Origin of the sequence: Caballeronia zhejiangensis (genome assembly GCF_000698575.1) — a bacterium.
Taxonomy (GTDB): domain Bacteria; phylum Pseudomonadota; class Gammaproteobacteria; order Burkholderiales; family Burkholderiaceae; genus Caballeronia; species Caballeronia zhejiangensis.
This window is the reverse complement of record NZ_JFHD01000019.1, coordinates 46,583-70,627: the sequence shown is the minus strand read 5'-3', so window position 1 is coordinate 70,627 and position 24,045 is coordinate 46,583. Positions and strand designations below refer to the sequence as shown.

Here is a 24,045-nt window from a genome sequence, read left to right as displayed (position 1 = left end):
ACCGTCCGATGCTCGAAAGGGAGCCGACTGTCGCGAGACAGTCGGCTTTTTTCTTTTCCGGGATTACGGGTGCTTCGCCAAATCGTTCTCGCTTTCTTGTCATGGGAACGAGCGGCAGTGCGGGTAACGCCCATTGGTGGTGTACTCCACCGCGTGTGACTTTCAGTCCGGTTGCGGGCCGTGACTACGATGCGTTTCTCGAGATGAAGGGCAGGCAGTGCTGGATATCCGTTCGTCTTATCGACGGCCATGACATGGATGAACCCGTCGCTGTGACACGCGCTGCCAAATGTGCCGACGCGAGAGTTGACACGGATTCGAATTCAACTTCGCAATGATCGCGAGCCTTGCATCGCCTTTCGGCCATTCACATTCGAACCTCTCAGATCAGATAAGAATAATGCAACGCTTGAAAATCATACGTTGGCTCTTGGCTGCCTTCGCTTTCCTCTCGATAGCGACGGCGACAGGACAGATTCAACCGATCGCACCCGTATCCGCCGAGACGAGAGACTTGGCGGACTTCAACTCGCGGCTTGCATCATCAGGTATCGACCCGGATTCGCCGCAGGGCGCGATGCTGCGCCAATACTTTTCGAAGCTATGGCGAGGTGGTGCAACGCGGTCTTCCCGCTAAGGGCAGCCAGATTCTTCCCTACAAGCGACTGATCATCGAAGCAGATTGGGTCGATTCACGCTCACCACTGAAGCGTGTGCCCTTCACGTCAACTCTTGTGAACCGTCACGACAATGGTGTCGTTTCGGAGCAAAGCGTCACGACCGCTGGAGATAGTGCGGTTACATGGGCCTATTTCCGGACCTACTACCGAATGGCGGACCTGCGTTCTCAGGAACTGTGGGGCGATAGCCAGATCGGCATGGCGAACCTCAAAGATAGCACTGCGATCCGCGCGACCCCACAGACCCTGGTCAAAGGGGCGGAATTTGATATGTCCGTTCCTCAGCCTTCCCGAAAGGGCGAAAAGCGCATGCAGTGCCGGGTCGGAAACACAAAACCGGCGTTCGACGTGTTTGCTTCGCTCACCGGCTCCGCAGTCGAAACCCACTGCTCAGTAGCGACGCAGAGCGGATTCGTCGTGGAGTACGACGGCGTTTGGCTCACTGATTACAACGTAGACCTGACGCTGAAATACAGGGAAGAAAGCGGCACAACGGACGTGGTCTTTCGCAACATTTCGATCGAACCCAATCTGTCGTTGAAGGTGCGCGGCTCGTCGGTAGAAGATGCGGCGCGCAATCCGCAAAGAAAGCAAAGACGCGCAGCGGCCGTCGACGAGATGCCTCAAATCTGCTTTTCTTGTTGAACCTGGTCGACATCTGAGAAAGATAGCGGCCTTGTCGAAGCGTCCAGCCTGAGTTCGCGCGTCAAAGCCGCTTCCCCAAACTCACCACTTCATCCATCCGATACCCGAGCCTTTCATAGAACCCGCGCAGCTCCGTCTTGAACGACAAAATCTGCAGATTCACCTTCGGGCAGCCGAGCTTCGTCAACGCCGCTTCCGCGTGCTTCATCAACGCACTGCCGTATCCGCGGCCGCGCAGCGCAGGCGTGACAGCAAGCGAATACACCCAGCCGCGATGCCCGTCGTAACCGGCCATCACCGTGCCGATCACTTCGCCATCCATCGAGCCGACGAAGAACAGCTCCGGTTGCGTGCGCATCTTGTTCTCGATCGACAGCGCCGGATCGCGCTGCGGCCGCGATGCGTCCGCGTACTCCGGAAACACATCGCGCCACAGGGCGGTCACGGCGTCGCGATCGCCTGCATCGAAAGTGCGGATGATCACAGCGAATCGAGCACCGAACGCAGCATCGTCATCATCTGGTCGATCTCGTCCTTCGTCACGTTGAGCGCGGGCATGAAGCGCAGCAAATTCGGGCGCGCCGCGTTGAGGAGGAGGCCGTCGGGCTGCATCAGACGCGCCTTCTCGACGATTTGCGGACCCTTGTCGCTGTCGAGCAGCAACGCGCGCAGCAAACCTTCGCCGCGCTCGCCCTTGAAGCCGCGCTCGTCCGACAGCTTCAGCAGTTCCTGCTTCAGATACTCGCCGCGCTCGCGCACGCCTTCGAGAAAGCCCGGCGCGACGAGTTGCGAAATCACCGAGTAGCCGACCGCCGTCATCAGCGGATTGCCGTTGTAGGTGCCGCCCTGATCGCCCGCATCGAAGCACGCGACGTCCGCCTTCGACAGGAGCGCCGCGAGCGGCACGCCGCCGCCGATGCCCTTGCCGAGCGTCATGATGTCCGGCTCGACGCCCGACAGCTCGTACGCGAACAGCGTTCCCGCGCGGCCGCATCCGCTTTGCACTTCATCGACGATGAGCAGGATGTTGTGCTTCTTCGTCAATTCGCGCAGTTGCTGCATGAACTCGCGCGTCGCGGGAATTACGCCGCCTTCGCCCTGAATCGGCTCGAGCATCACGCCCACGGTCTTCTCGTTGATGAGCTTCTCGACCGACGCGATATCGTTCAGATCGGCCTTCGGAAAGCCCGGCACTTGCGGTGCGTAGATCGTGTCCCAGCCGGCCTTGCCGCTCGCGGACATCGTCGCGATCGTGCGGCCGTGGAAGCTGTGGTCGAACGTGATGATCTCGTACGCGCCGTTCTTGAACTTCTTGCCCCACTTGCGCGCGAGCTTGATCGCGCCTTCGTTCGCTTCCGCGCCGCTGTTGGCGAAGAACACCTTGTCGAAGCAACTGTTCGCGGTGAGCAGGCCGGCGAGCTGCGCCATCGGCGCGTTGTAGAACGCGGGCGACGGGTTGATCAGCGTGCGCGCCTGCTTTTCCATCGCCTCGATCATGCCTTCGTTGCAGTGGCCGAGCGAGTTCACCGCCCAGCCCTGGATGAAGTCGAGATAGCGCTTGCCCGTGTTGTCGTAGAGCCAGGAACCCTTGCCATGCGTGAACACGATCTCGGGACGGTTCGTGATGTACATCAGCGAATCAACGGGGTACTCATTGAAATTCATGACAGCGGGCTCCACGAAGGCTAGTGCGAGAAAAAGAGGAAAACGATGCGGAAAAAACAAAAGCCACGGATTTCCGTGGCTTCATTTCGTACGCTTCGACAAGACCGAACCGTGAGCGCAATGCGTGACGAGCCAGCGGCATCCCTAGGGAAGCGGCGAGCGGCGACGTCGAAGTGCGTTCAGGGTTTTGAGCATTCGCGAAGGATACGTTAAGCGGTTGCCGCCTGTAAACCGTGCACGCGGATTTTTTGTCCGCGTGCACGTTGTGTGCAAGCTCACACGGGATGCGCGAGATCTGCCGCGCTCGTGAACGAATCCGCGTAGAACTCGTCCTCCGGCAGCCGATGATGCTGCGTGAAGTCGCGCTGCGCCGATTCCACCATCACGGGCGCGCCGCACGCGTACACCTGATAGCCGCTCAAGTCTGGCAGATCTTCGATGACAGCCCGATGAACGAAGCCCGTGCGGCCCGTCCAGGCGTCGCCGGCGTCGGGTTCGGAGAGCACCGGCACGAACTTGAAATTCGGAATCTCGCGCGCCCACTGTTCGGCGAGCGACATCATGTAGAGATCCTTCTTGCGGCGGCCGCCCCAATAAAGCGTCATCGGGCGATTCAGATTCTTGAAGACCGCATGTTCGATGATCGCCTTGATCGGCGCGAAACCCGTGCCCGAAGCGAGCAGAACGATCGGCTTGTCGGACTCGTCACGCAGGAAGAACGTGCCGAGCGGGCCTTCGAAGCGCAAGATGTCGCGCTCTTTCATCGCGCCGAAGACGTGATCCGTGAACGTGCCGCCCGGCATGTGGCGAATGTGCAGTTCGAGCGGCCCTTCGTGATGCGGCGGGCTCGCCATCGAATAGCTGCGGCGCTTGCCGTCCTTCAGGATGAATTCGATGTACTGGCCCGCGTAATACTGCAGGCGTTCGTTCGCGGGCAGTTGCAGCTTCAGTTCGATGACGTCGTCGGCTTTGCGTTCGAGCGCGTTCACGCGGCACGGCAGCTTTTTCACCTGGACGTCGCCGACGCCCGCGACTTCGCGCACGTCGATGGTCAAATCCGTCTGCGCGGTCGCGCAACAGAAGAGGGCCATGCCGCGCGTCTTTTCGTCGTTCGACAGTGCCGACGACGAATGCGGCGCCTGCTCGACCTCGCCGCTCACAACGGCGCCCTTGCACGAACCGCACGCACCGTTCTTGCAGCCGTACGGCAGGCCGATGCCCTGGCGCAGCGCGGCGGTCAGCACCGGTTCGTCGGGTTCTACTTGAAACTGCCGGCCGCTTTGCCGGAGCGTTACGTTGAAAGCCATAGATCGATTTCTGCGATGTGTGGAGTTGTCTCGTGAGTCTTTTCGGACGCCGCACGCGGGTTTCAGGCGACGGATAAAATGCTCCGATGATCGCCACTCGAAACCTTCGCCGCGCGCGCGTCCTGATCGTCGGATGCGGCGATGTCGGCATGCGCGCGTTGCCGCTTCTGCATGCGCGCGCCGCTGCGCCCCGCGTCGTCGCGCTCACGCATCATCCCAAACGCGCCGGCGAATTGCGCGCGGCCGGCGCGACGCCCATTTCCGGCGATCTCGATGTGCGCCGCAGCCTCGCAAGGCTCGCCGGCCTCGCACGCGACGTGCTGCATCTCGCGCCGCCTCAGCGCGACGGCGATTCGGACCGCCGCACGCGCGCGCTGATCGCCGCGCTGCGCAGACCGCGCCGCTCGGTGGCGCGCGCCGCCGCAAGCCATTGGCTGCATGCGGATCGCGCCGGAAAAACATCTTTCATTGTACCCGACGGTCTTCGTGCGGCCGCGAAGCGCCGGGACGGGCAGCGCACGCGTTTCGTCTATGCGAGCACGACCGGCGTTTATGGCGATTGCGCCGGCGCGTGGATCGACGAAACGCGGCCTGCGCGGCCTGCGAACGAACGCGCGCGGCGGCGCGTGTCGGCGGAGCGGCAGTTGCGCGCGGCGGGCGTGAAAAGCGGCTGGCGGGTGTCGATCGTGCGGATTCCGGGCATTTACGCGGCCAACCGCCTGCCGATCGCGCGCATCGAAAAGGGCATGCCCGCGCTCGCCGAACCGGACGACGTCTACACGAACCACATTCACGCCGACGATCTCGCGGCCATTCTCGTGCGTGCGCTCGCGCGCGGGCGTGCGCAGCGCGTCGTGAACGCGTCGGACGACACGGATTTGCGCATGGCGGATTACTTCGACCGCGTGGCCGATGCCTACGGCCTGACGCGCGTGCCGCGCATTTCGCGCAGCGAAGCGCAAACGCGCCTGGAGCCGGTCACGCTTTCGTTCATGCGCGAATCGCGGCGGCTCGCCAACACGCGCCTGAAGCGCGAACTGGGCTACGTGCTGCGCCATCCGACGGTCGACGCGTTCCTAAAGCAGAACGCGCGGCGTTAGATCAGCGCCGGAATCGTTTCGAGCAGAACGAAGCACATCAACGCGCCGATCAATGCGCCGATGAGATTCGGCGAATACTTGTGGCGCATGTGCATGACGAAGCCCAGCACCCCGATGAGGACTGCGCACAGCGCGACGAACGCTACCAGCGCAACGGCCGATTGGGAGACCATGATGCCCTCCTGCTTTTTTCGTAATCATTTTGGTATCCGTTAGACCAGTATAAGAGTACGAAACGTGGAAGGCATGCTGCATCGCAGCGTCCGCCGGTGAGGGGATTCACCGATTTGCATGCTCAATGCGAAGTGTTTCGCAACGCGGCGAGATCGGCGTCTTCGAGCCAGCGCCATGCGCCTTCGACGAGCGTGTCGGGCAACGCATAACCGCCGACCCGCTCGCGATGCAGCTTCTCCACGCGGTTGCCCGCGGCCGCGACCATGCGCTTGACCTGATGGTATTTGCCTTCGAGCACGGTGAGTTCGAGCAGCCGTTCGCCGCGTTGTTTGGCGGCGAGCGCGGCGCTCGGTTTCGGCTCGCCGTGCAGCAGCACGCCTTCGCGCAACTTCGCGAGTTGCAGACCGTCGAGCGGATGACGCACGGTCGCGAGATAGACCTTCGGCACCTTGCGCTTGGGCGACGTGAACGCGTGCACGAACGCGCCGTCGTCGGAAAGCAGCAGCAGGCCGGTCGTGTCCTGGTCGAGCCGGCCGACGGCCTGCACGCCGCGCTCGGCGAGTTGCGGCGGCAGCAGATGAAACACGCTCAGATGATGCTGCGGATCGCGCGAGCATTCGTAGCCCGCGGGCTTGTTGAGCGCGATGTACGCCTTCTCGCGATACGTCCAGAGATGATCGTCGACTTCGAATTCGAGACCGGGCGTGACGGGGAGATGGGCGTGCGGATCGTCGCGCACGATGCCCGCGATGCGCAGGCGGCCTTCGGCCACGATGCCGCGGCACTGGCGGCGCGACCCGAAGCCTTGGGAGAAGAGGAGGGTTTCGAGGTCCATCGGATGAGCGGAGTTGAAGCGCGCATTCTAGCAAGCCGCGCTTTCGGTCCGCGCGCGCCGGCGCGCTTCGCATCGCCAAAAAAAGCGCCGCCCGAACCGCGGGCGGCGCCGAGCGTGGCGATGCGCTTTCGGACGGCCATGCGTCCGCGGCCAGCGTCATCGCCCAGGGAATCGTCGCGTGCGCGTCATTGCATGTCGATGCGGCCATACACGCCGTTGGCTTCGTCGTTCGGCCCGGCGGCGAAAAACAGCGTGTTCGACGGCTGCGCGTTCAGGTTGTTGCCGAACGCGATGCCCCACAGACCGTGCTGCACGAGCGGCGCGCCGCCGGTATCCGTGAGCGCGCCGACGAACGCGCCGGTATTCGGATCGAACGCGTTGATGGTGCCGTCGCCGAAATTGCCGATGAGGATATCGTTGCTGAACGTGCCGAAGTTTCCGGGCGCCTGCGCGATGCCCCACGGAGCGTTGAGCGGCCCGTTCGCCGCGAAGCGCTGCGTCAGATTGCCGTCGATGTCGAACACGTCGACGAAGCCCAGGCCCGCGCCCGGCACGTCGTCCTCGGCGTCGCCGTCCTGCTTCGCGTAGGTGACGACAATCTTCGAGCCGATCGTCTGAATGCCGAAGGGCGCGAAACCCGCCGGAATCTGCGCGTCCCTGAAGCCGCCGGGCACGGCGATCTTCGTGAACGTGCCGTCGAAGACGTCGACCTTGTTGTTATGGAAATCGGTCGCGTAAAGGCGATGCGCGCCCGTCGACGTCGTGGCGATCGCGAGTCCCTTGTAGATCGCGCCCGACGCGCTCGAATCGACGGCGGTGAACGCGTGCGTCATGTCGACGGCGGGCGCCCACGCGGTAATCGAGCCGCCTTCTCCCGCGAAGACGAACGCGGCGACGCCCGACTTGCCGTTGCGCGAGAGCGTGAGATCCGGTCCCTTGTTGAAGACGATTCCTGTCGGTTTGGCGGGCCCGGACGCGCTCGGAGGGATCGATACGACCAGCGACTGAACGACGCCGTTGCCGTCGTAGAGCGTGGCCGTCTGCGTGCCGTTGTCGGCGACCCAAACGAAGCCGTTCGGGTTGAACGCCACGCCCCAGCCGTTCTTCAGATTCGGGTCGGTGTGAGGCGCGGACACGGCGCCATCGGAGACGACGATCGACATCTTGAAACGTGTCGCCGTCGGCATGTTGTCGTCCGAGCCGCCGCCGCACGAGGCGATGCCCGCGAGCGAGACGACCGCGGCGGCGCAAACCACCAGACGGCGCAACAATCCGGTTTGCATGATGGTGACTCCTTCGGCGCGGTTCGCCGGCAGCTCGTTCGTCACCTTTAAACGGATGTGCGTTGCGGCTTATTCCGTTTGCATCATGCTGAATGGCGCGTCAGTACATCAATGCGCGTCGCCGCGTCCCTTCGATACGGCCGGCACGCCCAGGCCGAAGAGCGTGAAGCGCGAATCGTCGTCATCCGGTATCCCCGAATGATGGGCGTGCGCGTTCCAACGGCCGTCGTAGGTCATCGTCGGGACGACCGGCTTCGGGATGCCGCTCGCCTGGCGGAAGTACTCGGTGTTGCTCTCGTTCTGCACAGCGAGCGCGCGGCGCAGCGTCGCCTGCGCCTGGCCGTTGCGCGGGTCGAGCGCGACCGCGCGGCGTGCGTTGCGCAACGCGCACGCCGCTTCCATGTTGGCGGCGCAGGCGCGCGCGTTCGCTATCGCGCCGTCGCGCGCACGTTCCTGACGCGACAATTCGGCCGCGAGCTGCTGGATTTCCGGACTGCGCGGCTCGCTCGCCGAGAGGCCGCGCATGTGACGGCGCGCCGCCGCGAGGTCGCGCCCGGCGAGCGCTTGCTGAGCCGCCGCGATGCTCCGCGCGACGGCTGCGGGAAGCGGCTCCGGCGCAGGCTGAACGGCGGGCGTGGCGGGCGTGGGCGGTTTGTCGATCGAGGCGACCGTCGCGGTGCTGCGCGGCTGTTCGGATTGTCGGGCGACGGGCGCGGTATTTCGAGGCTGCTCGATCGCGCGGGCGACGGGCGCGGGCGCTTGCGTCACCGGTTTCGGCGGCACCGGCGCCGCTGCGGCGATCGTCGCGACCACGCGCGGTTCAGGCTTCTGCAGCGATGCGACGACCGGCGTCGTCGGCTTGGTCGGCGGCGCGACGGCAGCGACCGATGCGGCTGTCGCTGCGGCTGCGTTCGTCGTGGGAACGGGCGTCGCGGGCTTCGCAGTTGCGATCATGGCTGGCGACGCGTTGCTCGCCGGAGCCGCGTTCGCCGCAACGTGCGGCGTCGTCGCCAACATGCTCGATGCCGTGACGCGCGGCGCGACAGACGCGGTTTCCGCTATCGGCGCGGGCTTCTTCGCGATCGTCGTTGTCGTCGTCGCTGACGGGACAGGCTGCGCACTCGGCGTATCCGCTTTGGAGCGCGCCAACGATGCGTGCCGCGCGGCATCGGCTTTGAGCGCGCCGGAGGCGCCGTCGCGAATCGATCCCGCCGCGCTGATACCGGGCTCCGCGCTCGGCGACGGCGCGTTGTCGTCCAGACGCGCATAAAAGTATCCGCCGACCGCGATGCTGGCGACCACCCCGCCGACCAGCATCGCCATGCCGGTGCGGGCGGGCTTGCGCTGATCCTGCGCATCGGGCTCGACGAAGTTCGGGTAGGACGTCAGCATCCTGCGGCGCACGAGGCGCTGCAGCCAGTGGCTATCGTCCCAGTCGAGGATGTCGAGCGGCGCGGGCACCGGCGCCGCGGCGGCCGCGGCGGCTTCGGCCGCGCGGCTCGTGAAAATCGCGCCCTGACGATCGGCGCCGCACGCGGGGCAGGTGTCTTCCGAGGCAGGGGAAACGGTGTTGCAGCGCTTGCAGATGACGGAGTCGAGAGACAGCGAGTGATCAGGTCGATTCATGTCGTACCTTTCTTCGAGTTATGGCTCGGCGCGTCGCGCGAGCGGGTCACGACATCGAGAGGGTCTTAAGCAACCCGAAATGCGGGCGCTGCGCGTGCGAGCATCCCCGCGATGCTCCGCGCGCCGGGGTTCCGAATGCCGATGGAGGCCATTTTTTGCTGACGCGGCAGTGCGCGTCTACGCGAGAGCGCACATAGCCGGACGGACGACTTACGCGCGCTCGCGTCATCGGCGAAATTGCGTGTCATCACGCACATAAAGACGATGAGAATGCAATCGGGGGGCTTCGACGCGACGGCGCGGCAACTGATCGTCGGACTGCCGCTATTCATGGGCGCGATCGAATACATCTGGAGGGTGGCGCTGAAGCAGCCGGGCAGGGATGACTTCTTTCCGATTTCGCTCGTCGCGTCGAGCGTCAGTCTGAATCTTGCGATGACGGTGCTGCCGGGTGAGCTTCGCCGCGGCGCCTATTCTCGATGGTTCTCCGAGCGACGAATCGCTGAGGCGTTTCTTGTCGCGAATCTGGGAATTTTCGCCTCTCTAATCGGGATGCTTCTCTGGATATACTTGCTCGTCGCTTCGTTCAGTGAGGAAGTTCGGGCGATTCTGCCTATGCATCCTCTTCGGGATGCTCTGGTCTACTATGTATTTTCGATCGCGGTGAATGAATGGAAGGCGTGGGTGGAAAAATGTTGAACTTCGTGCTGGGTTTCTTTCGAGAGTATTGGCCTGTCGTGTTGGCTTACGCGATCGCCAGGTTCGTCGTTCCGCCCGTCGTGGGCTGGATTTATCGGAAGACTGCGGGCGATGAGCCGCGCGTCGAAGTCGGGCGCGGTTCAGGCAACGTTCAAACGCAGATTGCCGCGAAACCCGGCGAGATGCCGAAATGACGCCGAAGCCGTGCCCCAAACGCAAAAAAGCCGCTCACAACGGAGCGGCTTTTTCAACAATCCTGGTGCCCAGGGCCGGAATCGAACCGGCACGCCTTGCGGCGGGGGATTTTGAGTCCCCTGCGTCTACCAATTTCACCACCTGGGCCTGAATCGACTCGTAGCGGAACAGAGCGAACCAACGAGCCAATCGAGTCGGCGATTATGACCGAAAACGCCGTCGCCGGCAAGCATCGACAGCAGCGTTTTCAGAACAAAGGACATTACTGCGCGAGATACGTAAATGCGCCGTTCTTGATGACGCCCATTACGCTCGCGCGCTGATCCAGACCGACGTGATCCGTCGCGCTCGTATTGACGACGCCGTTCGGCACGACCAGTTCGTGCGCATGCTCGAGTTCCGAGCGCAGCGCCACGCGAAACTCCTTCGTGCCCGGCTTGGCCGTCTTCAGCGCGCGCGCCACGGCGTCCTGAAGACGCGGATACACGCCCGCCGCATCGCCCGCGAACTGCGTCACGGTGCCCTTGCCGTACTTCTCCTCATACGCATTCGCGAACGCCAGCGCAGCCTTCTTCGACGGATGATCCGCCGGCAGCGTCCGCGCGACGACGACCGGCTGCGTCGGGAACAGGGTGCCCTCGACGTCCTTGCCGCCGAGCTTGATGAACTCGGGCGTCGCGATGCCGTGCGTCTGATAGATCGCGCCCTTGTAGCCGCGCTCGACGAGCGTGCGCTGCGGCAACACCGTCGGCGTGCCCGCGCCCGCGATCAGCACCGCGTCGGGCTTCGCGGCCATCAGCTTGAGAATCTGGCCGGTGACGCTCGCATCGGTGCGATTGAAACGCTCGCTCGCGACAATCTTGATATGCCGAAGATCGGCGAACTTGGTGAACTCGTTGAGCCAGCTATCGCCGTAGCTGTCCGCGAAGCCGATGAAACCCACCGTCTTCACGCCGTGATTGGCCATGTAGCGCGTCATGACGTCGGCCATCGCGCGATCGGTCTGCGCCATCTTGAACGCCCACACTTTCTTGCCTTCCTGCGGCTCCACGACCGATGCCGAGCCGATCAGCGTGATCATCGGCGTTTCGGATTCGGCGACGGGATCGAGCGCGGCGAGCGCCGCCGGCGTGATGTTCGGCCCGACGATCACATCGACGTGATCTTCGCTGATGAGCTTGCGGATGTTACGCACGGCCGCGCCCGGATCAGAGCCGTCGTCGAGGATGATGTACTCCGCGCTCTGCCCGGCGATGGTTTTCGGCCACATGAGCATCGCGTTCTTGCTGGTGATGCCGATGGCGGCGGCCGGACCGGTGCTCGACAGATCGATGCCGACCTTCAACTGGGCGTGCGCGGCGGCGGCAACTACGGACAAGGCGACGCCGGCAGCGAGCCGGCGCGTGAACTTCGACAACGTCATCGGATGGTCTCCAAATGGGCAGGATTTTCTAGGCGGCGGGCGCCGCCGATATTCAAAGCTCGTAACTCTCGTGCTCGCCGGACAGCGCCTGTTCGATCAGCTTGCGATTCAGCGACGGCGACAGCAGTTCGACGAGCGTATACACATAGCTGCGCAGGTACGCGCCCTGTTTGAGCGCGAGCCGCGTGACGTTCGTGCCGAAGAGATGTCCGACCGGCATCGCGCGCAAATGCCGATCGCGTTCCGGATTGAACGCGATATCCGCCAGAATTCCGACGCCGAGCCCCAGTTCGACGTAAGTCTTGATGACGTCGGCATCGATGGCTTCGAGCACGATGTCCGGTGTCAGATTGCGCAGCGCGAACGCCTGATTGATCTTCGTGCGCCCGGCGAACGACGCCTCGTAAGTGATGATCGGGAATTGCGCGAGATCGTCGAGCGTCAGCGTCTTGCGCTCCAACAGCGGATGATCCGGCAGCATGACGGCCAGATGCTGCCACTGGAAGCAGGGCAGCGACACCAGTTCCTTATAGTTGGCGATCGCTTCCGTCGCGATGGCGATATCGGCCTGATCGTGGATGACCATTTCGGCGACTTGCGTCGGACTGCCTTGCAGAATCGAAAGGTGGACCTTCGGGAAGCGCTTCTTGAATTCTGCGATGGCGGACGGCAGCGAATAACGCGCCTGCGTATGCGTGGCGGCGATGACGAGATTGCCCTGATCCTGCGCGGCGTAATCCTTACCGACGCGCTTCAGGCTTTCCACTTCCTGCAAGATTTTCTCGACCGACGCGAGAATGATGCGCCCCGGCTCGGTGAGCGACCTCACGCGTTTCCCGTGCCGCGTGAAGATTTCGACGCCCAACTCGTCTTCCAATTCGATGATCGCTTTCGAGACGCCCGGCTGCGACGTATACAGCGCCTTGGCGGCTTCCGTCAGGTTGAAGTTCTGCCGGACGGCCTCGCGCACGAAGCGAAACTGATGCAGATTCATTTATAGCCTTTGTTTATTACTACCGGGCATATCAAAGTAATTTTTCAGTCGTTTGCAATATATAGCAGGTTCTTTACTATCAGTCCAATTTTTCCAATATCTATATCTCTATCTGTCATAAGCAAATGAGCGTTCAGTCTGAACGGCTCGGGCAATAGCGACTCAATGGATATTCGATGGACGAGACGCGCCGCGTAACCTAGGACGCTGCGCTTTACACAAGAACTTGGGGCCCCCGAATGTACCAATACGATCAGATCGACCAACGCATCGTCGACGAACGTGTCGCGCAGTACGCCGACCAGGTCCGCCGACGTTTGTCGGGCGAATTGAGCGAAGAAGAATTCCGTCCGCTGCGTTTGCAGAACGGCCTGTACATGCAGCGCCACGCGTACATGCACCGCATCGCGATCCCGTACGGCAACCTGCGCAGCGACCAGCTCCGCATGCTGGCCACCATCGCGCGCGAGCACGACCGCGGCTACGGTCACTTCTCGACGCGGACCAACATCCAGTTCAACTGGGTCGAGCTCGAAGAGACGCCGGAAATCCTGCGCAAGCTCGCGTCGGTGCAAATGCACGCGATCCAGACGTCGGGCAACTGCATCCGCAACATCACCGCCGATCAGTTCGCGGGCGTCGCGCCCGACGAGCAGGTCGATCCGCGTCCGTGGGCGGAAGTTCTGCGTCAATGGTCGACGTTCCATCCGGAATTCGCGTGGCTGCCGCGCAAGTTCAAGATCGCGGTGAACGGCTCGGCGGAAGACCGCGCGGCCGTGCAAGTCCACGATCTCGGCGTGTATCTGAAGAAGAACGCGCAAGGCGAAGTCGTGATGGACATTCTCGCGGGCGGCGGCCTCGGCCGCACGCCGATCGTCGGCGCGATCATCAAGCGCGATCTGCCGTGGCAACACTTGCTTACTTATTGCGAAGCCGTGCTGCGCGTGTACAACCGCTACGGCCGTCGCGACAACATGTACAAGGCGCGTATCAAGATTCTCGTTAAGGCGCTGTCGCCGGAGAAGTTCAGCAAGCAGGTCGAGGAAGAGTGGCAACACTTGAAGGACGGCCCGTCGACGCTCACGCAGGAAGAAGTCGATCGCGTGTCGAAGTTCTTCGCGCCGCCCGTCTACGAGAAGCTCGCGGACACCGACGCTTCCTATGAAAAGCATCTGATCGACAGCAAGCCTTTCGCGCGCTGGGTCGAGCGCAACGTGCGTCCGCACAAGGTGCCGGGCTACGCCGCCGTGACGCTCTCGCTCAAGCAGCGCCACATCGCGCCGGGCGACGCCACCGATCAGCAGATGGACGACGTCGCCGCGCTCGCCGATGAATTCTCGTTCGGCGAAATCCGCGTGTCGCACGAGCAGAACCTGATTCTCGCGAACGTGAAGAAGCGCGATCTGCACACGGTGTGGGAACGCGCGAAGGCGCTCGGTTTCGCGACGGCGAATATCGGCCTGTTGACGGACATCATCGCGTGCCCGGGCGGCGATTTCTGCTCGCTCGCGAATGCCAAGTCGATCCCGATCGCGCTCGCCATTCAGGACCGTTTCAACGATCTCGACTACGTGCACGACCTCGGCGACCTTTCGCTGAACATCTCGGGCTGCATCAACGCGTGCGGTCATCACCACGTCGGCAATATCGGCATTCTGGGCGTCGATAAGGACGGCTCGGAGTGGTATCAGGTGACGCTCGGCGGCGAGCAAAGCTCGGGCGCGACCGGCGCGCATCTCGGCAAGGTGATCGGCCCGTCGTTCTCGGCCGAAGAGATGCCCGACGTGATCGCGCAAGTGATCGACACTTTCGTCGATAACCGCATCGAAGGCGAGCGCTTCATCGAGACGTTCGGCCGCATCGGCATGGCGCCGTTCAAGGAGCGCGTGTACGCATCGCGCCAGGCTCACGCTTAAGGATCTGCAAATGACGTTGATTATCAAGAACCGCGCGGTCGTCGAAGACAGTTTCACCGTTGTGCGCGCCGCCGAAGACGGTACGTTGCCCGCCGTCGATGCGCTGCCGGCCGGCAAGATCATCGTGCCGTTTGCGCTGTGGAAAGAGCACAAGCCGGCGATCGTCGCGTCGCGCGCGAAAGAAGACATCGGCGTGTGGCTCGCGCCGGACGACGAACCCGCCGACATCGTCGCGGATTTCGCGCAGATTTCCGTGATCGCCGTCGATTTCCCGGTGTTCCGCGATGGCCGCGGCTTTTCTATCGGCCGCTTGCTGCGCGAGCGCTATCAGTGGACGGGCGAACTGCGCGCAATCGGCGACGTGCTGCGCGATCAGGTTGCATTCCACGCGCGCTGCGGCTTCGATGCGTTCGCCGTGCGCGCGGACAAGGACATCAACGACGCGCTCAACGCGTTCACCGAGTTCACGAATCTGTATCAGGGCGCGACCGACAATCCGGAACCGCTGTTCCGTCGTCGCGCGGCGCTCGTCGCAGCGCTCGGAGCCTGATGTATGACGCCTGAATTGCAAGCCAAGGTTGAACGCCTGGATGCGCTGCTCGATTCGATCGCGGCGCGCCACCAGAACGTCAAGCTAGCCAGCAGTCTCGCCGCCGAAGACATGGTGCTGACGCACGCCATCCTTTCGCGCGGTGTGAAGATCGGCATCTTCTCGCTGAATACGGGCCGTTTGCACGCGGAAACGCTCGGCATGCTCGATACCGTGAAAGCGCGCTACGGCTACGACATCGAGCAGTTTCATCCGCAACAGGACGCGGTCGATGCCTACGTGCGCGATCACGGTCTGAACGCGTTCTACGAAAGCATTGATTTGCGCAAGAGCTGCTGCCATATCCGCAAGGTCGAGCCGCTCAATCGCGCGCTGTCCGATGTCTCCGCGTGGGTGACGGGACAGCGCCGCGAACAATCGGTGACGCGCGCCGAGCTGCACGAGGAAGAGCGCGACGAGCCGCGCAACATCGCCAAGTTCAATCCGCTCGCGGACTGGACCGAAACCGATGTGTGGGATTACCTGAAAGCCTTCGATGTGCCCGTGAATCCGCTGCACGCGCGCGGCTATCCGAGCATCGGCTGCGAGCCTTGTACGCGCGCGGTGCGCCCCGGCGAAGACAGCCGCGCCGGACGCTGGTGGTGGGAATCGCGCGATACGAAGGAATGCGGCTTGCACATCACGAATATCAAGATCGTCGAAGCAGCACCAAGCTCCGCGATCTAAGGCACTACCCCCTGTCACTGAACGCGGCGCTCATAGAAGCGCCGCTAGAAAAAGGATCGACGAACATGAGCACGACGCTCGACTCTAACGTCACCGCACCGGTCGTCAACAAGGCGACTCGCATGGATCACCTGGATTGGCTCGAAGCCGAGTCGATCCACATCATTCGCGAACTGGTCGCGGAATGCAGCAAGCCCGCGCTCCTGTTCTCGGGCGGAAAGGATTCGGTCGTCGTGCTGGCGCTCGCGCTCAAGGCGTTCGGCCTCGGCGGGGGCCGCAAGACGACGCTGCCGTTCCCGCTGGTTCACATCGACACGGGTCACAACTTCCAGGAAGTGATCGATTTCCGCGATCGCCGCGCGGCCGAGATCGGCGCGGAGCTCGTCGTCGGTCATGTCGAGGATTCGATCAAGAAGGGCACGGTGCGTCTGCGTCGCGAGACGGATTCGCGCAATGCCGCGCAAGCGGTGACGCTGCTCGAAACCATCGAGCAATACGGCTACACGGCGATGATCGGCGGCGCGCGCCGCGACGAAGAAAAGGCGCGCGCGAAAGAGCGCATCTTCTCGTTCCGCGATGAATTCGGCCAGTGGGATCCGAAGGCGCAGCGTCCGGAACTGTGGAGCATCTACAACGCGCGTCTGCACAACGGCGAGCATCTGCGCGTGTTCCCGATCTCGAACTGGACCGAGCTCGACGTGTGGCAGTACATCGCGCGCGAAAAGCTCGAACTGCCGAACATCTACTACGCGCATGACCGCGAGATCGTGCGCCGCAACGGCCTGCTCGTGCCGGTAACGCCGCTCACGCCGGTGCGCGAAGGCGAGACCGCCGAGATCGCGCAAGTGCGTTTCCGCACCGTCGGCGATATCAGTTGCACGTGCCCGGTCGCGAGCGATGCCGATGACGTCGAGAAGATCATCGCGGAAACGGCCGTGACGGAAATCACGGAACGCGGCGCGACGCGCATGGACGATCAGGCTTCCGAAGCCGCGATGGAACAGCGCAAGAAGCAAGGTTATTTCTAAGCATCACGCCACAGGAAGAAACGAGTCATGAGCATCTATCAAGCTGAAGATCTGGGCGTGTTGCGCTTCATCACCGCGGGTTCCGTCGACGACGGCAAGAGCACGCTGATCGGCCGTCTGCTGTACGACAGCAAGGCCGTCTTGTCGGATCAGTTGTCGGCGATTTCGCGCGCGAAGAACAAGCGCACGGTCGGCGATGAAATCGACCTCTCGCTGCTCACGGACGGCCTCGAAGCCGAGCGCGAGCAGGGCATTACCATCGACGTCGCGTATCGCTATTTCGCCACGGCGAAGCGCAAGTTCATCATCGCCGATACGCCGGGCCACGAGCAGTACACGCGCAACATGGTGACGGGCGCGTCGACGGCGCATGCGGCGATCATTCTCGTCGACGCAACGCGCGTCACGTTCGAGGACGGCGTCGCGCAACTGCTGCCGCAGACGAAGCGCCACAGCGCGATCGTCAAGCTGCTCGGTCTGCAGCACGTGATCGTCGCGATCAACAAGATGGATCTGGTCGAGTACAGCGAAGCGCGCTTCAACGAGATTCGCGATGCGTACGTCGTGCTCGCGCGTCAGCTCGGGCTGTCGAACGTGCGCTTCGTGCCGGTGTCGGCGCTGAAGGGCGACAACATCGTGACGGCGAGCGAGCGCATGCCGTGGTACGCAGGCGAGCCGCTGCTCGATCTGCTGGAATCGCTGCCGGTCGCGCAGCCGAACGATCAGGCGCTGCGTTTCCCGGTGCAATGGGTCGCGCGTCAGGACGGCTCGCAAGCCGACGATTTCCGCGGCTACATGGGCCGCGTCGAAGCGGGCGAAGTGCGCGTCGGCGATGCGCTGACCGTGCTGCCCGCCGGCCGCGAAGCGACGGTTGCCGAGATTATCGCGCCGGTGCCGGGTGGTGTCGCGCCGGTGGATCGCGCGTTCGCTGGCCAGACGGTGACGATTCGCCTGACGGAAGACGTCGACGTGTCGCGCGGCGATACCTTCGTGCCCGCCGCGGCGAAGGTCGAGCCGGCGAAGAAGCTCGAAGCGGACCTCTGCTGGTTCGACGAAGAGCCGCTTTCGCCGCAGCGCAAATATCTGCTGAAACAGACGACGAACACGGTGTTCGCGCGCATCGGCGCGGTGAAGCAGGTGCTGGACGTGCATACGCTGTCGCATTCGGTCGATCGCAGCACGCTCGCGATGAACGATATCGGCCGCGTGGCGCTCACGTTGCAGAAGCCGATCGTCGCGGACGAGTACGATACGCATCAGGGCACCGGCGCGTTCGTGCTGATCGATGAAGCGACGCATCACACGGTCGCCGCCGGCATGATTCGTTCGATCGCGGCTTGATCGACATTTAGCGACGGATGATTGCAATGGGTAAGGTCTATCTGATCGGAGCGGGGCCGGGCGCGGCGGATCTCATCACCGTGCGCGGCATGCGCTTGCTCGAGCAGGCGGACGTCGTGCTGCACGACGCGCTCGTCGAACCGGCGATGCTCGACTACGCGCCCAACGCGAAGAAGATTGCTGTCGGCAAGCGCTGCGGACAGCGTTCGACGGCGCAGCACTTCATCAACAAGCAGATCGTCGATGCCGCGCTGGAACACGGTGTCGTGGTGCGTCTGAAGGGCGGCGATCCGATGCTCTTCGGCCGCGCCGACGAGGAAATGCGCGCGCTCGAAGTTGCGGGCATCGAGTTCGAAGTGGTGCCGGGCATCACGGCGGCGCTCGCGAGCGCGGCGACGCTGAAGCGCTCGCTGACCTTGCGCGGTGTGGCGCGCAGCGTCGCACTGGCGACGCATTCGCGTGCGGCGGACAGCGACGAGATTCGCGAGCAGGCGAAGGCCGATTCGCTCGTGTTCTACATGGGCCGCGACAGCGCGCCGGACATCGCGCAGCAGTTGATCGATGCGGGACGTCCCGGCTCGACGCCGGTGGCGATCGTGGAGGCGTGCAGCACGCCGCGCGAACGCACGCTGACGTTGACGCTCGCGCGCATGGCGCTGGGTGAGGCGCAGGAGTGGCTGGATCCGTCGCAGCCGAGCTTGCTGATGATCGGTGAGGCGTTTCGCGAACGGGCGTCGGCGGTGAAGCCGAAGGTGCATTTGAAGGGGATGCAGGCGGCGGCTTGATGTCGTTCGACAGGCTCAAAGCAAGGAGCGCACCGGAGACGGTGCGCTCCTTTTGCTTTGGATCTCGGAATTCAAAAGTCGACGAGCTTGATTTTCTTCTTTTTCGAGTTGCTGGCGCGGGAATGCGTACTGCGAGGCTATTGCCCACTTGGAAATGAGCAGATTCATACGGAGCCCAATCGGATATACGGAAAAGTCAATCCAAGTAGAGGCGCTCGATTCGGAGGGTGCCATTCGGCCGAACGGCCAGCGTTGATCTACGCGCCCATCTGCCGCAAACAATACCCCGCGACCGCTTCCAGCACCGCGTCATCTTCCCCGACTGCCGTCGCGCAGGAAATCGCAACGTCGGGATGTGCCTTCCGGCACTTCTCGACGATCTCCGGCAAGTCGCGACGCACATGCCCGCCTTGTCCGAAAAAAACGGGCACGACCGTAATGGCATCGCATCCATCGGCGGCTTGCCGCGCCACTGCGGCCGGCAAATCCGGCGACATCAACTCGAGAAACGCCAGCGCCACCGGCTGATCGCCGCGCGAACCACGCAACTTCTGCGCGAGCCGCTCGAATGGCTCGGCCCAGCGCGGATCGCGCGCGCCGTGACCGAACAGGATGATGCCGTGCTTCTTCATCGCGCGTTCTCCGTCAGAGAAGAAACGTCAGTGCCGCTCGACCCACTTCAGTCCGATCAACCCGACCGCCAGATAGGCGAGCGCGGGCGCGGCCGCCGTGAGCGGCGCGGGCCAGGTATTCAGATTGCCGATATGCGAGAACAGCGTGTTGAACAACTGGAAGCTCATGCCGATCATGATGCCGCCGAACACCTTCACGCCGACCACGCCCGCGCGCGTATGCAGGTACGCGAACGGCAGCGACAGAATCAGCATCACGAACACCGCGAACGGATAAAGAATCTTGCGCCAGAACGCGATCTGATAGCGCTGCGCGTCCTGATGGTTCTCCGTCAGATGCTGGATATAGCGAAAGAGGTTGAACATCGACATCCGGTCCGGCGACACGAGCAGCACCGACAGAATCTGCGGCGTCAGCTCGGAGCGCAACGAGTACTCCGGCAGCGTGGTCTGCGTCGCGCGATACACCGGATTCAACGTGTCGCCGGGATTGACGGCCTGCGGCGGCGCGTCGTTCAGGCGGGTGTCGGTCACGCCGGTGAGCTTCCAGTGGCCGGGCGGCGCGTACACACCCGTCTTCGCGATGCGTACGTTGGTCAGGCGGAACTTCGAATCGAACTCGTAGATTCGCACGTTGGCGATCGTCGTATCGGGGTTCAGCGTGCCGACGTTGACGAAACGCGTGACCTGTTCGCCGTTCTCTTTCGCCGTCAACGTGTCCTTGACCCACACGCCCGACTGAAAATTCGATGACACCGACGATCCGAGCGCCTCAAGCCGCACGCGCTCGGACAACTGGTCCGTGTATGGCCCGATCACTTCGCCGATGAGGTACGTGATGAACACCAGCGGAATGCCGATCTTCATCAGCGAGCGCAGCGCCGCGCCGGTCGAAAGCCCCGACACGCGGAAGATCGTGAATTCCGAGGCTGCCGCCATCTGCGCGAAGACGTAAATGGCCGAGATGAGCGCGGCGACGGGAATGATCTCGTAGAAGCGCGAAGGCGTCTGCAGCCCGACGCGCAGCACCGCGAGCATGAAGTTGTATTTGCCGTGCCCGACCGTGTTCAGCTCGTTGATCAGGTCGAAGAAGAAGAACAGCCCCGAGAACGCGAACAGGATGAAGATGAACGCGAGGTAGATCTGGCGCGCGAAGTATCGTTCGTAGATGCGCAACATGTCAGGCCCCCTTTGAACCCGTCAGCGACGAGAGCCTGAAGAGCGGCCGGTTGCGAATCCGCAGCCAGAAGATGAACGCGACGAGCGCCCCCACGACGAGGTGCAGCCCGACGAGTCCCACGCCGAACGACAGCTTGCCTTGCTCGATCCACGACTGCACGACGTTCAGCAGGTTCGAATACGTGAGATAGATGAGCACGGCCATCACGAGATTGATCGTGCGGCTGCGGCGCGGGTTTTGATACGAAAGCGGAATGGCGAGCAGCATCAGATTGATGGCGATGATCGGCAAGCCCGCGCGCCACGCGAACTCCGCGAGATTTTCCTTGGTCGGATCCGCGAGCAGATCGGGCGTGTAGATGCCCGTGGTCGTCGGCGTGTTGACGACCTGGCGGCTCATTATCTTCACACCATAGCGCTCGAATTCCATGATCCGGAAGTTCGGCTGGCCGGGCTCGCCGTCGTAGCGGCGGCCGTTGTCGAGCACGATGAAGCGGTCGCCGTCGGGACGCGTTTCGGTGTGCCCGTTCTTCGAAACGATCACGTTGACCTTGCCGCCTTCCGTGCTCGTGACGAACACGTTCTCGACGTGCCCCTGATCCTGCGACATCTTCTCGATGAAGAACACGCGATGGCTCGCCGGCGATTCGCGGAACTGGCCCGGCGCGAGCAGCGACACTTCATCGCGCTGCTGAAAGCGCTGCTTGATGAGCTTGCTCTGCTGATTCGACCACGGCCAGCCGACGAAAGCGAAGAACATGATGAGGATGATGATCGGCGTCGAGAACACGGCGATCGGCTTGATGAGCTGCGTCTGACTCACGCCCGACGCGAGCCACACGACCATTTCCGAGTCGCGATACCAGCGCGTGAGCACGAAGAGGATGGAGACGAACAGCGTCACGATCAGCATGACCGCGAGATAGCCGATGACGGTGAGCCCGATCAGCACGACGACGTCTTTCGGGTCGATCTGACCTTGCGCCGCGAAGCCGACGATGCGGATCATCATCGTCGTGAGCATGATCGTGAGCAGGACCATGAACACGGCGCCGGCCGTATACGCGAGTTCGCGCTGCAGGGAGCGTTCGAAGATCATTGAGTTTTGCGATTTGCCGGCGGGGATGCGGAATCATGCACGCATCTTGTGGCGAAGGGGAAGGGCATCGTGCTCATCCTCGCTTTGCGCCTGTGACCGCCGCGGAAAAAATAGCGGATAATTGCGGCTTTCATCCTTCAGCCTAGATTTTATCCGAGGATAAGCGCGATGGACTTTAGCATAAAAGCCTGTGATTGGAGCAAAGGCGAGGCAAATGGTTTCCTTACCGGAAAGTCGGATGTCATCGTGCTCGGCATCTTTGAAGCGCAGACGCTCACGGGCGCCGCGCGCGACATGGACGTCGCCACCAAGGGCCTCATTTCGCGCGTCGTGAAAGCCGGCGACATGAGCGGCCGCGCCGGCACGACGCTGCTCGTGCCCGAAGTGACCGGCATCGGCGCATCGCGCGTGCTGCTCGTCGGGCTCGGCAAGCAGGACGCCTTCAATCAGAAAGCCTATGGCGAAGCCGTGCGCGCCGCGTGGCGCGTGCTGCTCGGCTCGAAGATCGGCCAGGCGACCTTCACGCTCGCTCAACTGCCGGTCCAGGAGCGCGACGGCGTGTGGGCCGTGCGCGCCGCGATCCTCGCGCTGCGCGAGCTGACCTACAAATTCACGCAGATGAAGAGCAAGCCCGACAACGGCGCGCGCTCGCTCAGGAAGATCGTGTTCAGCATCGATTCCGCGGACGAGAAAGCCGCCAGGGTCGCGGTGAAGCAGGGCGTCGCGATCGCGAACGGCATGGATCTCACGCGCGATCTCGGCAATCTGCCGCCGAACGTCTGCACGCCGACCTATCTCGGCCAGACCGCGAAGAAGCTTGGCCGCGACTTCAAGCTGAAGGTCGAGGTGCTCGGCCAGAAGCAGATCGAGGCGCTCGGCATGGGCTCGTTCCTGTCGGTGGCGAAGGGTTCGGTCGAGCCGCCGCAGTTCATCGTCATGCATTACCAGGGCGCGGGCGTCGAAGCGAGCAAGACGAAGGGCAAGAACGCACCGATCGTGCTGGTCGGCAAGGGCATCACGTTCGACTCGGGCGGCATCTCGATCAAGCCGGGCGAGGCGATGGACGAGATGAAGTACGACATGTGCGGCGCGGGTTCCGTGTTCGGCACGATGCGCGCGGTCGCCGAAATGGGCCTGAAGCTCAACGTGATCGGCGTGATCCCGACTTGCGAGAACATGCCCGCGGGCAACGCGGTGAAGCCGGGCGACATCATCACGGCGATGAACGGCACGACCATCGAAGTGCTCAACACCGACGCCGAAGGCCGCCTGATCCTGTGCGACGCCTTGACCTACGCGGAGCGCTTCAAGCCCGCCGCCGTGGTCGATATCGCGACGCTCACGGGCGCGTGCATCATCGCGCTCGGGCATCACAACACCGGTCTCTTCTCGAAGGACGACGCGCTCGCGGGCGAGTTGCTCGACGCATCGCGCGAAGCGTCCGATCCGGCATGGCGCCTGCCGCTCGACGACGAGTATCAGGACCAGCTCAAGTCGAATTTCGCGGATGTCGCGAATATCGGCGGACGTCCGGCCGGCAGCGTGACGGCGGCGTGCTTCCTGTCGCGCTTCGCGACGGCGTATCCGTGGGCGCACCTCGATATCGCCGGAACCGCGTGGAAGAGCGGCGCGGCGAAGGGCGCGACGGGCCGTCCCGTGCCGCTGCTTTCGCAGTTCCTGATCGATCGCGCGGGCGCATGACACGCATCGACTTCCATACGAATGTCGGCGATCCGCTCGCCTACGCCTGCCGCCTCGCGCGCAAGGTGTATGCGAGCGGCAAGCCGCTCGTCGTGCTCGCCGAACCGCAGCGTCTCGCCGCGTTCGACGAGCAGTTGTGGACCTTCCAGCCGCTCGAATTCGTGCCGCACTGCATGGCGAAGAGCGCGCTCGCGCAGGACACGCCTGTCGTGCTCACGTCGAATCTGGATGAAGCGCCGCATCATCAGGTGCTGGTGAATCTCGGCGCGCCGGTGTCCGCGCAGTTCGCGCGCTTCGAGCGGCTCGTCGAGATCGTCGGCAGCGAGGGCGACGAACTCGCCGCGGGCCGCGAGCGTTATCGCTTCTATCGCGATCGCGGCTATGCGATCGAGACGCACAATCAGGGCGGTTGAGCGAACAGAAAGCGCGCGTTGCGTGCGCTACGCTGGCAGTGACAAAGGA

At 63.2% G+C, this 24,045-nt stretch carries 24 protein-coding genes and 1 tRNA gene; 12 read left to right on the top strand and 13 right to left on the bottom strand.

From position 1 onward, the window contains the following. Positions 1–614 precede the first annotated feature (614 nt). The gene (locus BG60_RS22450; RefSeq protein ID WP_152563227.1) at positions 615–1,325 is read left to right on the top strand and encodes a hypothetical protein; all 711 of its coding nucleotides are present in this window, start codon (positions 615–617) and stop codon (positions 1,323–1,325) included. Positions 1,326–1,386: 61 nt separating this feature from the next. On the opposite strand, the gene BG60_RS22445 is transcribed toward BG60_RS22450, so the two are convergent. From BG60_RS22445 to BG60_RS22435, 3 genes are all read right to left on the bottom strand, one after another. Further along, positions 1,387–1,809, bottom strand: coding sequence for a GNAT family acetyltransferase (locus BG60_RS22445; protein ID WP_034472953.1), 423 nt, complete (start codon positions 1,807–1,809; stop codon positions 1,387–1,389). Further along, positions 1,806–2,990 carry an acetylornithine transaminase gene (locus tag BG60_RS22440; protein WP_034472951.1) on the bottom strand — a complete coding sequence of 395 codons (1,185 nt, stop codon included), beginning with the start codon at positions 2,988–2,990 and terminating at the stop codon, positions 1,806–1,808. Before BG60_RS22440 ends, BG60_RS22445 begins: the two co-directional genes overlap by 4 nt. Before the next feature lie 275 nt (positions 2,991–3,265). After that, positions 3,266–4,297 (bottom strand): CDP-6-deoxy-delta-3,4-glucoseen reductase, encoded by a 1,032-nt coding sequence (locus BG60_RS22435; RefSeq protein WP_034472949.1) that lies wholly within the window; start codon positions 4,295–4,297, stop codon positions 3,266–3,268. Positions 4,298–4,383: 86 nt separating this feature from the next. On the opposite strand from BG60_RS22435, the gene BG60_RS22430 reads away from it, so the two are divergent. Then, positions 4,384–5,397 (top strand): NAD-dependent epimerase/dehydratase family protein, encoded by a 1,014-nt coding sequence (locus BG60_RS22430; protein WP_034472948.1) that lies wholly within the window; start codon positions 4,384–4,386, stop codon positions 5,395–5,397. Here BG60_RS22430 and BG60_RS39085 read toward each other — a convergent pair. The 4 genes from BG60_RS39085 to BG60_RS22410 all read right to left on the bottom strand — a co-directional run bounded on the left by BG60_RS39085 (position 5,394) and on the right by BG60_RS22410 (position 9,315). Beyond that, positions 5,394–5,570 carry a hypothetical protein gene (locus BG60_RS39085; RefSeq protein ID WP_008351142.1) on the bottom strand — a complete coding sequence of 59 codons (177 nt, stop codon included), beginning with the start codon at positions 5,568–5,570 and terminating at the stop codon, positions 5,394–5,396. The genes BG60_RS22430 and BG60_RS39085 overlap by 4 nt on opposite strands. A 122-nt stretch (positions 5,571–5,692) precedes the next feature. Further along, positions 5,693–6,406: a pseudouridine synthase gene (locus tag BG60_RS22420; RefSeq protein WP_008351140.1), complete on the bottom strand. Its 714-nt coding sequence runs from the start codon at positions 6,404–6,406 to the stop codon at positions 5,693–5,695. A gap of 185 nt (positions 6,407–6,591) precedes the next feature. Beyond that, positions 6,592–7,689: a TIGR03118 family protein gene (locus tag BG60_RS22415; RefSeq protein ID WP_033537122.1), complete on the bottom strand. Its 1,098-nt coding sequence runs from the start codon at positions 7,687–7,689 to the stop codon at positions 6,592–6,594. A 108-nt stretch (positions 7,690–7,797) separates the two neighbouring features. Next, positions 7,798–9,315 (bottom strand): hypothetical protein, encoded by a 1,518-nt coding sequence (locus BG60_RS22410; RefSeq protein ID WP_034472946.1) that lies wholly within the window; start codon positions 9,313–9,315, stop codon positions 7,798–7,800. Between the two features lie 270 nt (positions 9,316–9,585). On the opposite strand from BG60_RS22410, the gene BG60_RS22405 reads away from it, so the two are divergent. Next, complete coding sequence (locus BG60_RS22405; RefSeq protein ID WP_034472994.1) at positions 9,586–10,014, top strand: hypothetical protein; 429 nt, start codon at positions 9,586–9,588, stop codon at positions 10,012–10,014. Continuing rightward, positions 9,987–10,208 (top strand): hypothetical protein, encoded by a 222-nt coding sequence (locus BG60_RS22400; protein ID WP_152563226.1) that lies wholly within the window; start codon positions 9,987–9,989, stop codon positions 10,206–10,208. The genes BG60_RS22405 and BG60_RS22400 overlap by 28 nt, the downstream gene beginning before the upstream one ends. 63 nt (positions 10,209–10,271) lie before the next feature. Here the strand turns inward: BG60_RS22400 and BG60_RS22395 are convergent. The 3 genes from BG60_RS22395 to BG60_RS22385 all read right to left on the bottom strand — a co-directional run bounded on the left by BG60_RS22395 (position 10,272) and on the right by BG60_RS22385 (position 12,626). Continuing rightward, positions 10,272–10,356, bottom strand: a tRNA-Leu gene (locus BG60_RS22395). Positions 10,357–10,471: 115 nt separating this feature from the next. Further along, positions 10,472–11,632 carry an ABC transporter substrate-binding protein gene (locus BG60_RS22390; RefSeq protein WP_008351129.1) on the bottom strand — a complete coding sequence of 387 codons (1,161 nt, stop codon included), beginning with the start codon at positions 11,630–11,632 and terminating at the stop codon, positions 10,472–10,474. A 52-nt stretch (positions 11,633–11,684) separates the two neighbouring features. Then, positions 11,685–12,626, bottom strand: coding sequence for a CysB family HTH-type transcriptional regulator (locus tag BG60_RS22385; RefSeq protein ID WP_008351128.1), 942 nt, complete (start codon positions 12,624–12,626; stop codon positions 11,685–11,687). A 239-nt stretch (positions 12,627–12,865) separates the two neighbouring features. Between BG60_RS22385 and BG60_RS22380 the strand changes: the two genes are divergently transcribed. The 6 genes from BG60_RS22380 (at position 12,866) to cobA (ending at position 18,972) form a co-directional block, all read left to right on the top strand. Further along, positions 12,866–14,542 (top strand): nitrite/sulfite reductase, encoded by a 1,677-nt coding sequence (locus tag BG60_RS22380; RefSeq protein ID WP_034472944.1) that lies wholly within the window; start codon positions 12,866–12,868, stop codon positions 14,540–14,542. A 10-nt stretch (positions 14,543–14,552) separates the two neighbouring features. Next, positions 14,553–15,092, top strand: a complete 540-nt coding sequence (locus tag BG60_RS22375) for a DUF934 domain-containing protein (protein ID WP_034472943.1) — start codon at positions 14,553–14,555, stop codon at positions 15,090–15,092. A gap of 3 nt (positions 15,093–15,095) precedes the next feature. Continuing rightward, positions 15,096–15,818 carry a phosphoadenylyl-sulfate reductase gene (locus BG60_RS22370; protein WP_008351123.1) on the top strand — a complete coding sequence of 241 codons (723 nt, stop codon included), beginning with the start codon at positions 15,096–15,098 and terminating at the stop codon, positions 15,816–15,818. Positions 15,819–15,883: 65 nt separating this feature from the next. Continuing rightward, positions 15,884–16,846: a sulfate adenylyltransferase subunit CysD gene (cysD, locus tag BG60_RS22365; RefSeq protein WP_008351121.1), complete on the top strand. Its 963-nt coding sequence runs from the start codon at positions 15,884–15,886 to the stop codon at positions 16,844–16,846. A gap of 27 nt (positions 16,847–16,873) precedes the next feature. Continuing rightward, complete coding sequence (locus BG60_RS22360; RefSeq protein WP_008351120.1) at positions 16,874–18,187, top strand: sulfate adenylyltransferase subunit 1; 1,314 nt, start codon at positions 16,874–16,876, stop codon at positions 18,185–18,187. Between the two features lie 26 nt (positions 18,188–18,213). Next, positions 18,214–18,972, top strand: coding sequence for a uroporphyrinogen-III C-methyltransferase (gene cobA, locus BG60_RS22355; protein WP_008351119.1), 759 nt, complete (start codon positions 18,214–18,216; stop codon positions 18,970–18,972). Positions 18,973–19,229: 257 nt separating this feature from the next. Here the strand turns inward: cobA and BG60_RS22350 are convergent, their stop codons facing one another. From BG60_RS22350 to lptF, 3 genes are read right to left on the bottom strand one after another with little or no spacing between them, the layout of a single operon-like run. Further along, positions 19,230–19,604 (bottom strand): sirohydrochlorin chelatase, encoded by a 375-nt coding sequence (locus BG60_RS22350; RefSeq protein ID WP_008351118.1) that lies wholly within the window; start codon positions 19,602–19,604, stop codon positions 19,230–19,232. A 27-nt stretch (positions 19,605–19,631) separates the two neighbouring features. Beyond that, positions 19,632–20,780 (bottom strand): LPS export ABC transporter permease LptG, encoded by a 1,149-nt coding sequence (lptG, locus tag BG60_RS22345; protein WP_008351117.1) that lies wholly within the window; start codon positions 20,778–20,780, stop codon positions 19,632–19,634. Between the two features lie 4 nt (positions 20,781–20,784). Next, positions 20,785–21,882, bottom strand: a complete 1,098-nt coding sequence (lptF, locus tag BG60_RS22340; protein ID WP_008351116.1) for an LPS export ABC transporter permease LptF — start codon at positions 21,880–21,882, stop codon at positions 20,785–20,787. Between the two features lie 168 nt (positions 21,883–22,050). Between lptF and BG60_RS22335 the strand changes: the two genes are divergently transcribed. Together BG60_RS22335 and BG60_RS22330 are read left to right on the top strand one after the other, a co-directional pair. Next, entirely contained in the window at positions 22,051–23,583 is a 1,533-nt protein-coding gene (locus BG60_RS22335) for a leucyl aminopeptidase (protein ID WP_034472942.1), read from the top strand. Next, entirely contained in the window at positions 23,580–23,996 is a 417-nt protein-coding gene (locus BG60_RS22330; RefSeq protein ID WP_034472941.1) for a DNA polymerase III subunit chi, read from the top strand. Before BG60_RS22335 ends, BG60_RS22330 begins: the two co-directional genes overlap by 4 nt. The last annotated feature ends 49 nt before the right edge of the window (positions 23,997–24,045 follow it).

What these genes read in the sequence shown, in the direction of transcription:
- BG60_RS22440 (WP_034472951.1), bottom strand. Translation starts at nt 2,990, where the DNA reads ATGAATTTCAATGAGTACCCCGTTGATTCGCTGATGTACATCACGAAC.
- BG60_RS22435 (WP_034472949.1), bottom strand. Translation starts at nt 4,297, where the DNA reads ATGGCTTTCAACGTAACGCTCCGGCAAAGCGGCCGGCAGTTTCAAGTA.
- BG60_RS22430 (WP_034472948.1), top strand. Translation starts at nt 4,384, where the DNA reads ATGATCGCCACTCGAAACCTTCGCCGCGCGCGCGTCCTGATCGTCGGA.
- BG60_RS39085 (WP_008351142.1), bottom strand. Translation starts at nt 5,570, where the DNA reads ATGGTCTCCCAATCGGCCGTTGCGCTGGTAGCGTTCGTCGCGCTGTGC.
- BG60_RS22420 (WP_008351140.1), bottom strand. Translation starts at nt 6,406, where the DNA reads ATGGACCTCGAAACCCTCCTCTTCTCCCAAGGCTTCGGGTCGCGCCGC.
- BG60_RS22415 (WP_033537122.1), bottom strand. Translation starts at nt 7,689, where the DNA reads ATGCAAACCGGATTGTTGCGCCGTCTGGTGGTTTGCGCCGCCGCGGTC.
- BG60_RS22410 (WP_034472946.1), bottom strand. Translation starts at nt 9,315, where the DNA reads ATGAATCGACCTGATCACTCGCTGTCTCTCGACTCCGTCATCTGCAAG.
- BG60_RS22405 (WP_034472994.1), top strand. Translation starts at nt 9,586, where the DNA reads ATGCAATCGGGGGGCTTCGACGCGACGGCGCGGCAACTGATCGTCGGA.
- BG60_RS22400 (WP_152563226.1), top strand. Translation starts at nt 9,987, where the DNA reads ATGGAAGGCGTGGGTGGAAAAATGTTGAACTTCGTGCTGGGTTTCTTT.
- BG60_RS22390 (WP_008351129.1), bottom strand. Translation starts at nt 11,632, where the DNA reads ATGACGTTGTCGAAGTTCACGCGCCGGCTCGCTGCCGGCGTCGCCTTG.
- BG60_RS22385 (WP_008351128.1), bottom strand. Translation starts at nt 12,626, where the DNA reads ATGAATCTGCATCAGTTTCGCTTCGTGCGCGAGGCCGTCCGGCAGAAC.
- BG60_RS22380 (WP_034472944.1), top strand. Translation starts at nt 12,866, where the DNA reads ATGTACCAATACGATCAGATCGACCAACGCATCGTCGACGAACGTGTC.
- BG60_RS22375 (WP_034472943.1), top strand. Translation starts at nt 14,553, where the DNA reads ATGACGTTGATTATCAAGAACCGCGCGGTCGTCGAAGACAGTTTCACC.
- BG60_RS22370 (WP_008351123.1), top strand. Translation starts at nt 15,096, where the DNA reads ATGACGCCTGAATTGCAAGCCAAGGTTGAACGCCTGGATGCGCTGCTC.
- cysD (WP_008351121.1), top strand. Translation starts at nt 15,884, where the DNA reads ATGAGCACGACGCTCGACTCTAACGTCACCGCACCGGTCGTCAACAAG.
- BG60_RS22360 (WP_008351120.1), top strand. Translation starts at nt 16,874, where the DNA reads ATGAGCATCTATCAAGCTGAAGATCTGGGCGTGTTGCGCTTCATCACC.
- cobA (WP_008351119.1), top strand. Translation starts at nt 18,214, where the DNA reads ATGGGTAAGGTCTATCTGATCGGAGCGGGGCCGGGCGCGGCGGATCTC.
- BG60_RS22350 (WP_008351118.1), bottom strand. Translation starts at nt 19,604, where the DNA reads ATGAAGAAGCACGGCATCATCCTGTTCGGTCACGGCGCGCGCGATCCG.
- lptF (WP_008351116.1), bottom strand. Translation starts at nt 21,882, where the DNA reads ATGATCTTCGAACGCTCCCTGCAGCGCGAACTCGCGTATACGGCCGGC.
- BG60_RS22335 (WP_034472942.1), top strand. Translation starts at nt 22,051, where the DNA reads ATGGACTTTAGCATAAAAGCCTGTGATTGGAGCAAAGGCGAGGCAAAT.
- BG60_RS22330 (WP_034472941.1), top strand. Translation starts at nt 23,580, where the DNA reads ATGACACGCATCGACTTCCATACGAATGTCGGCGATCCGCTCGCCTAC.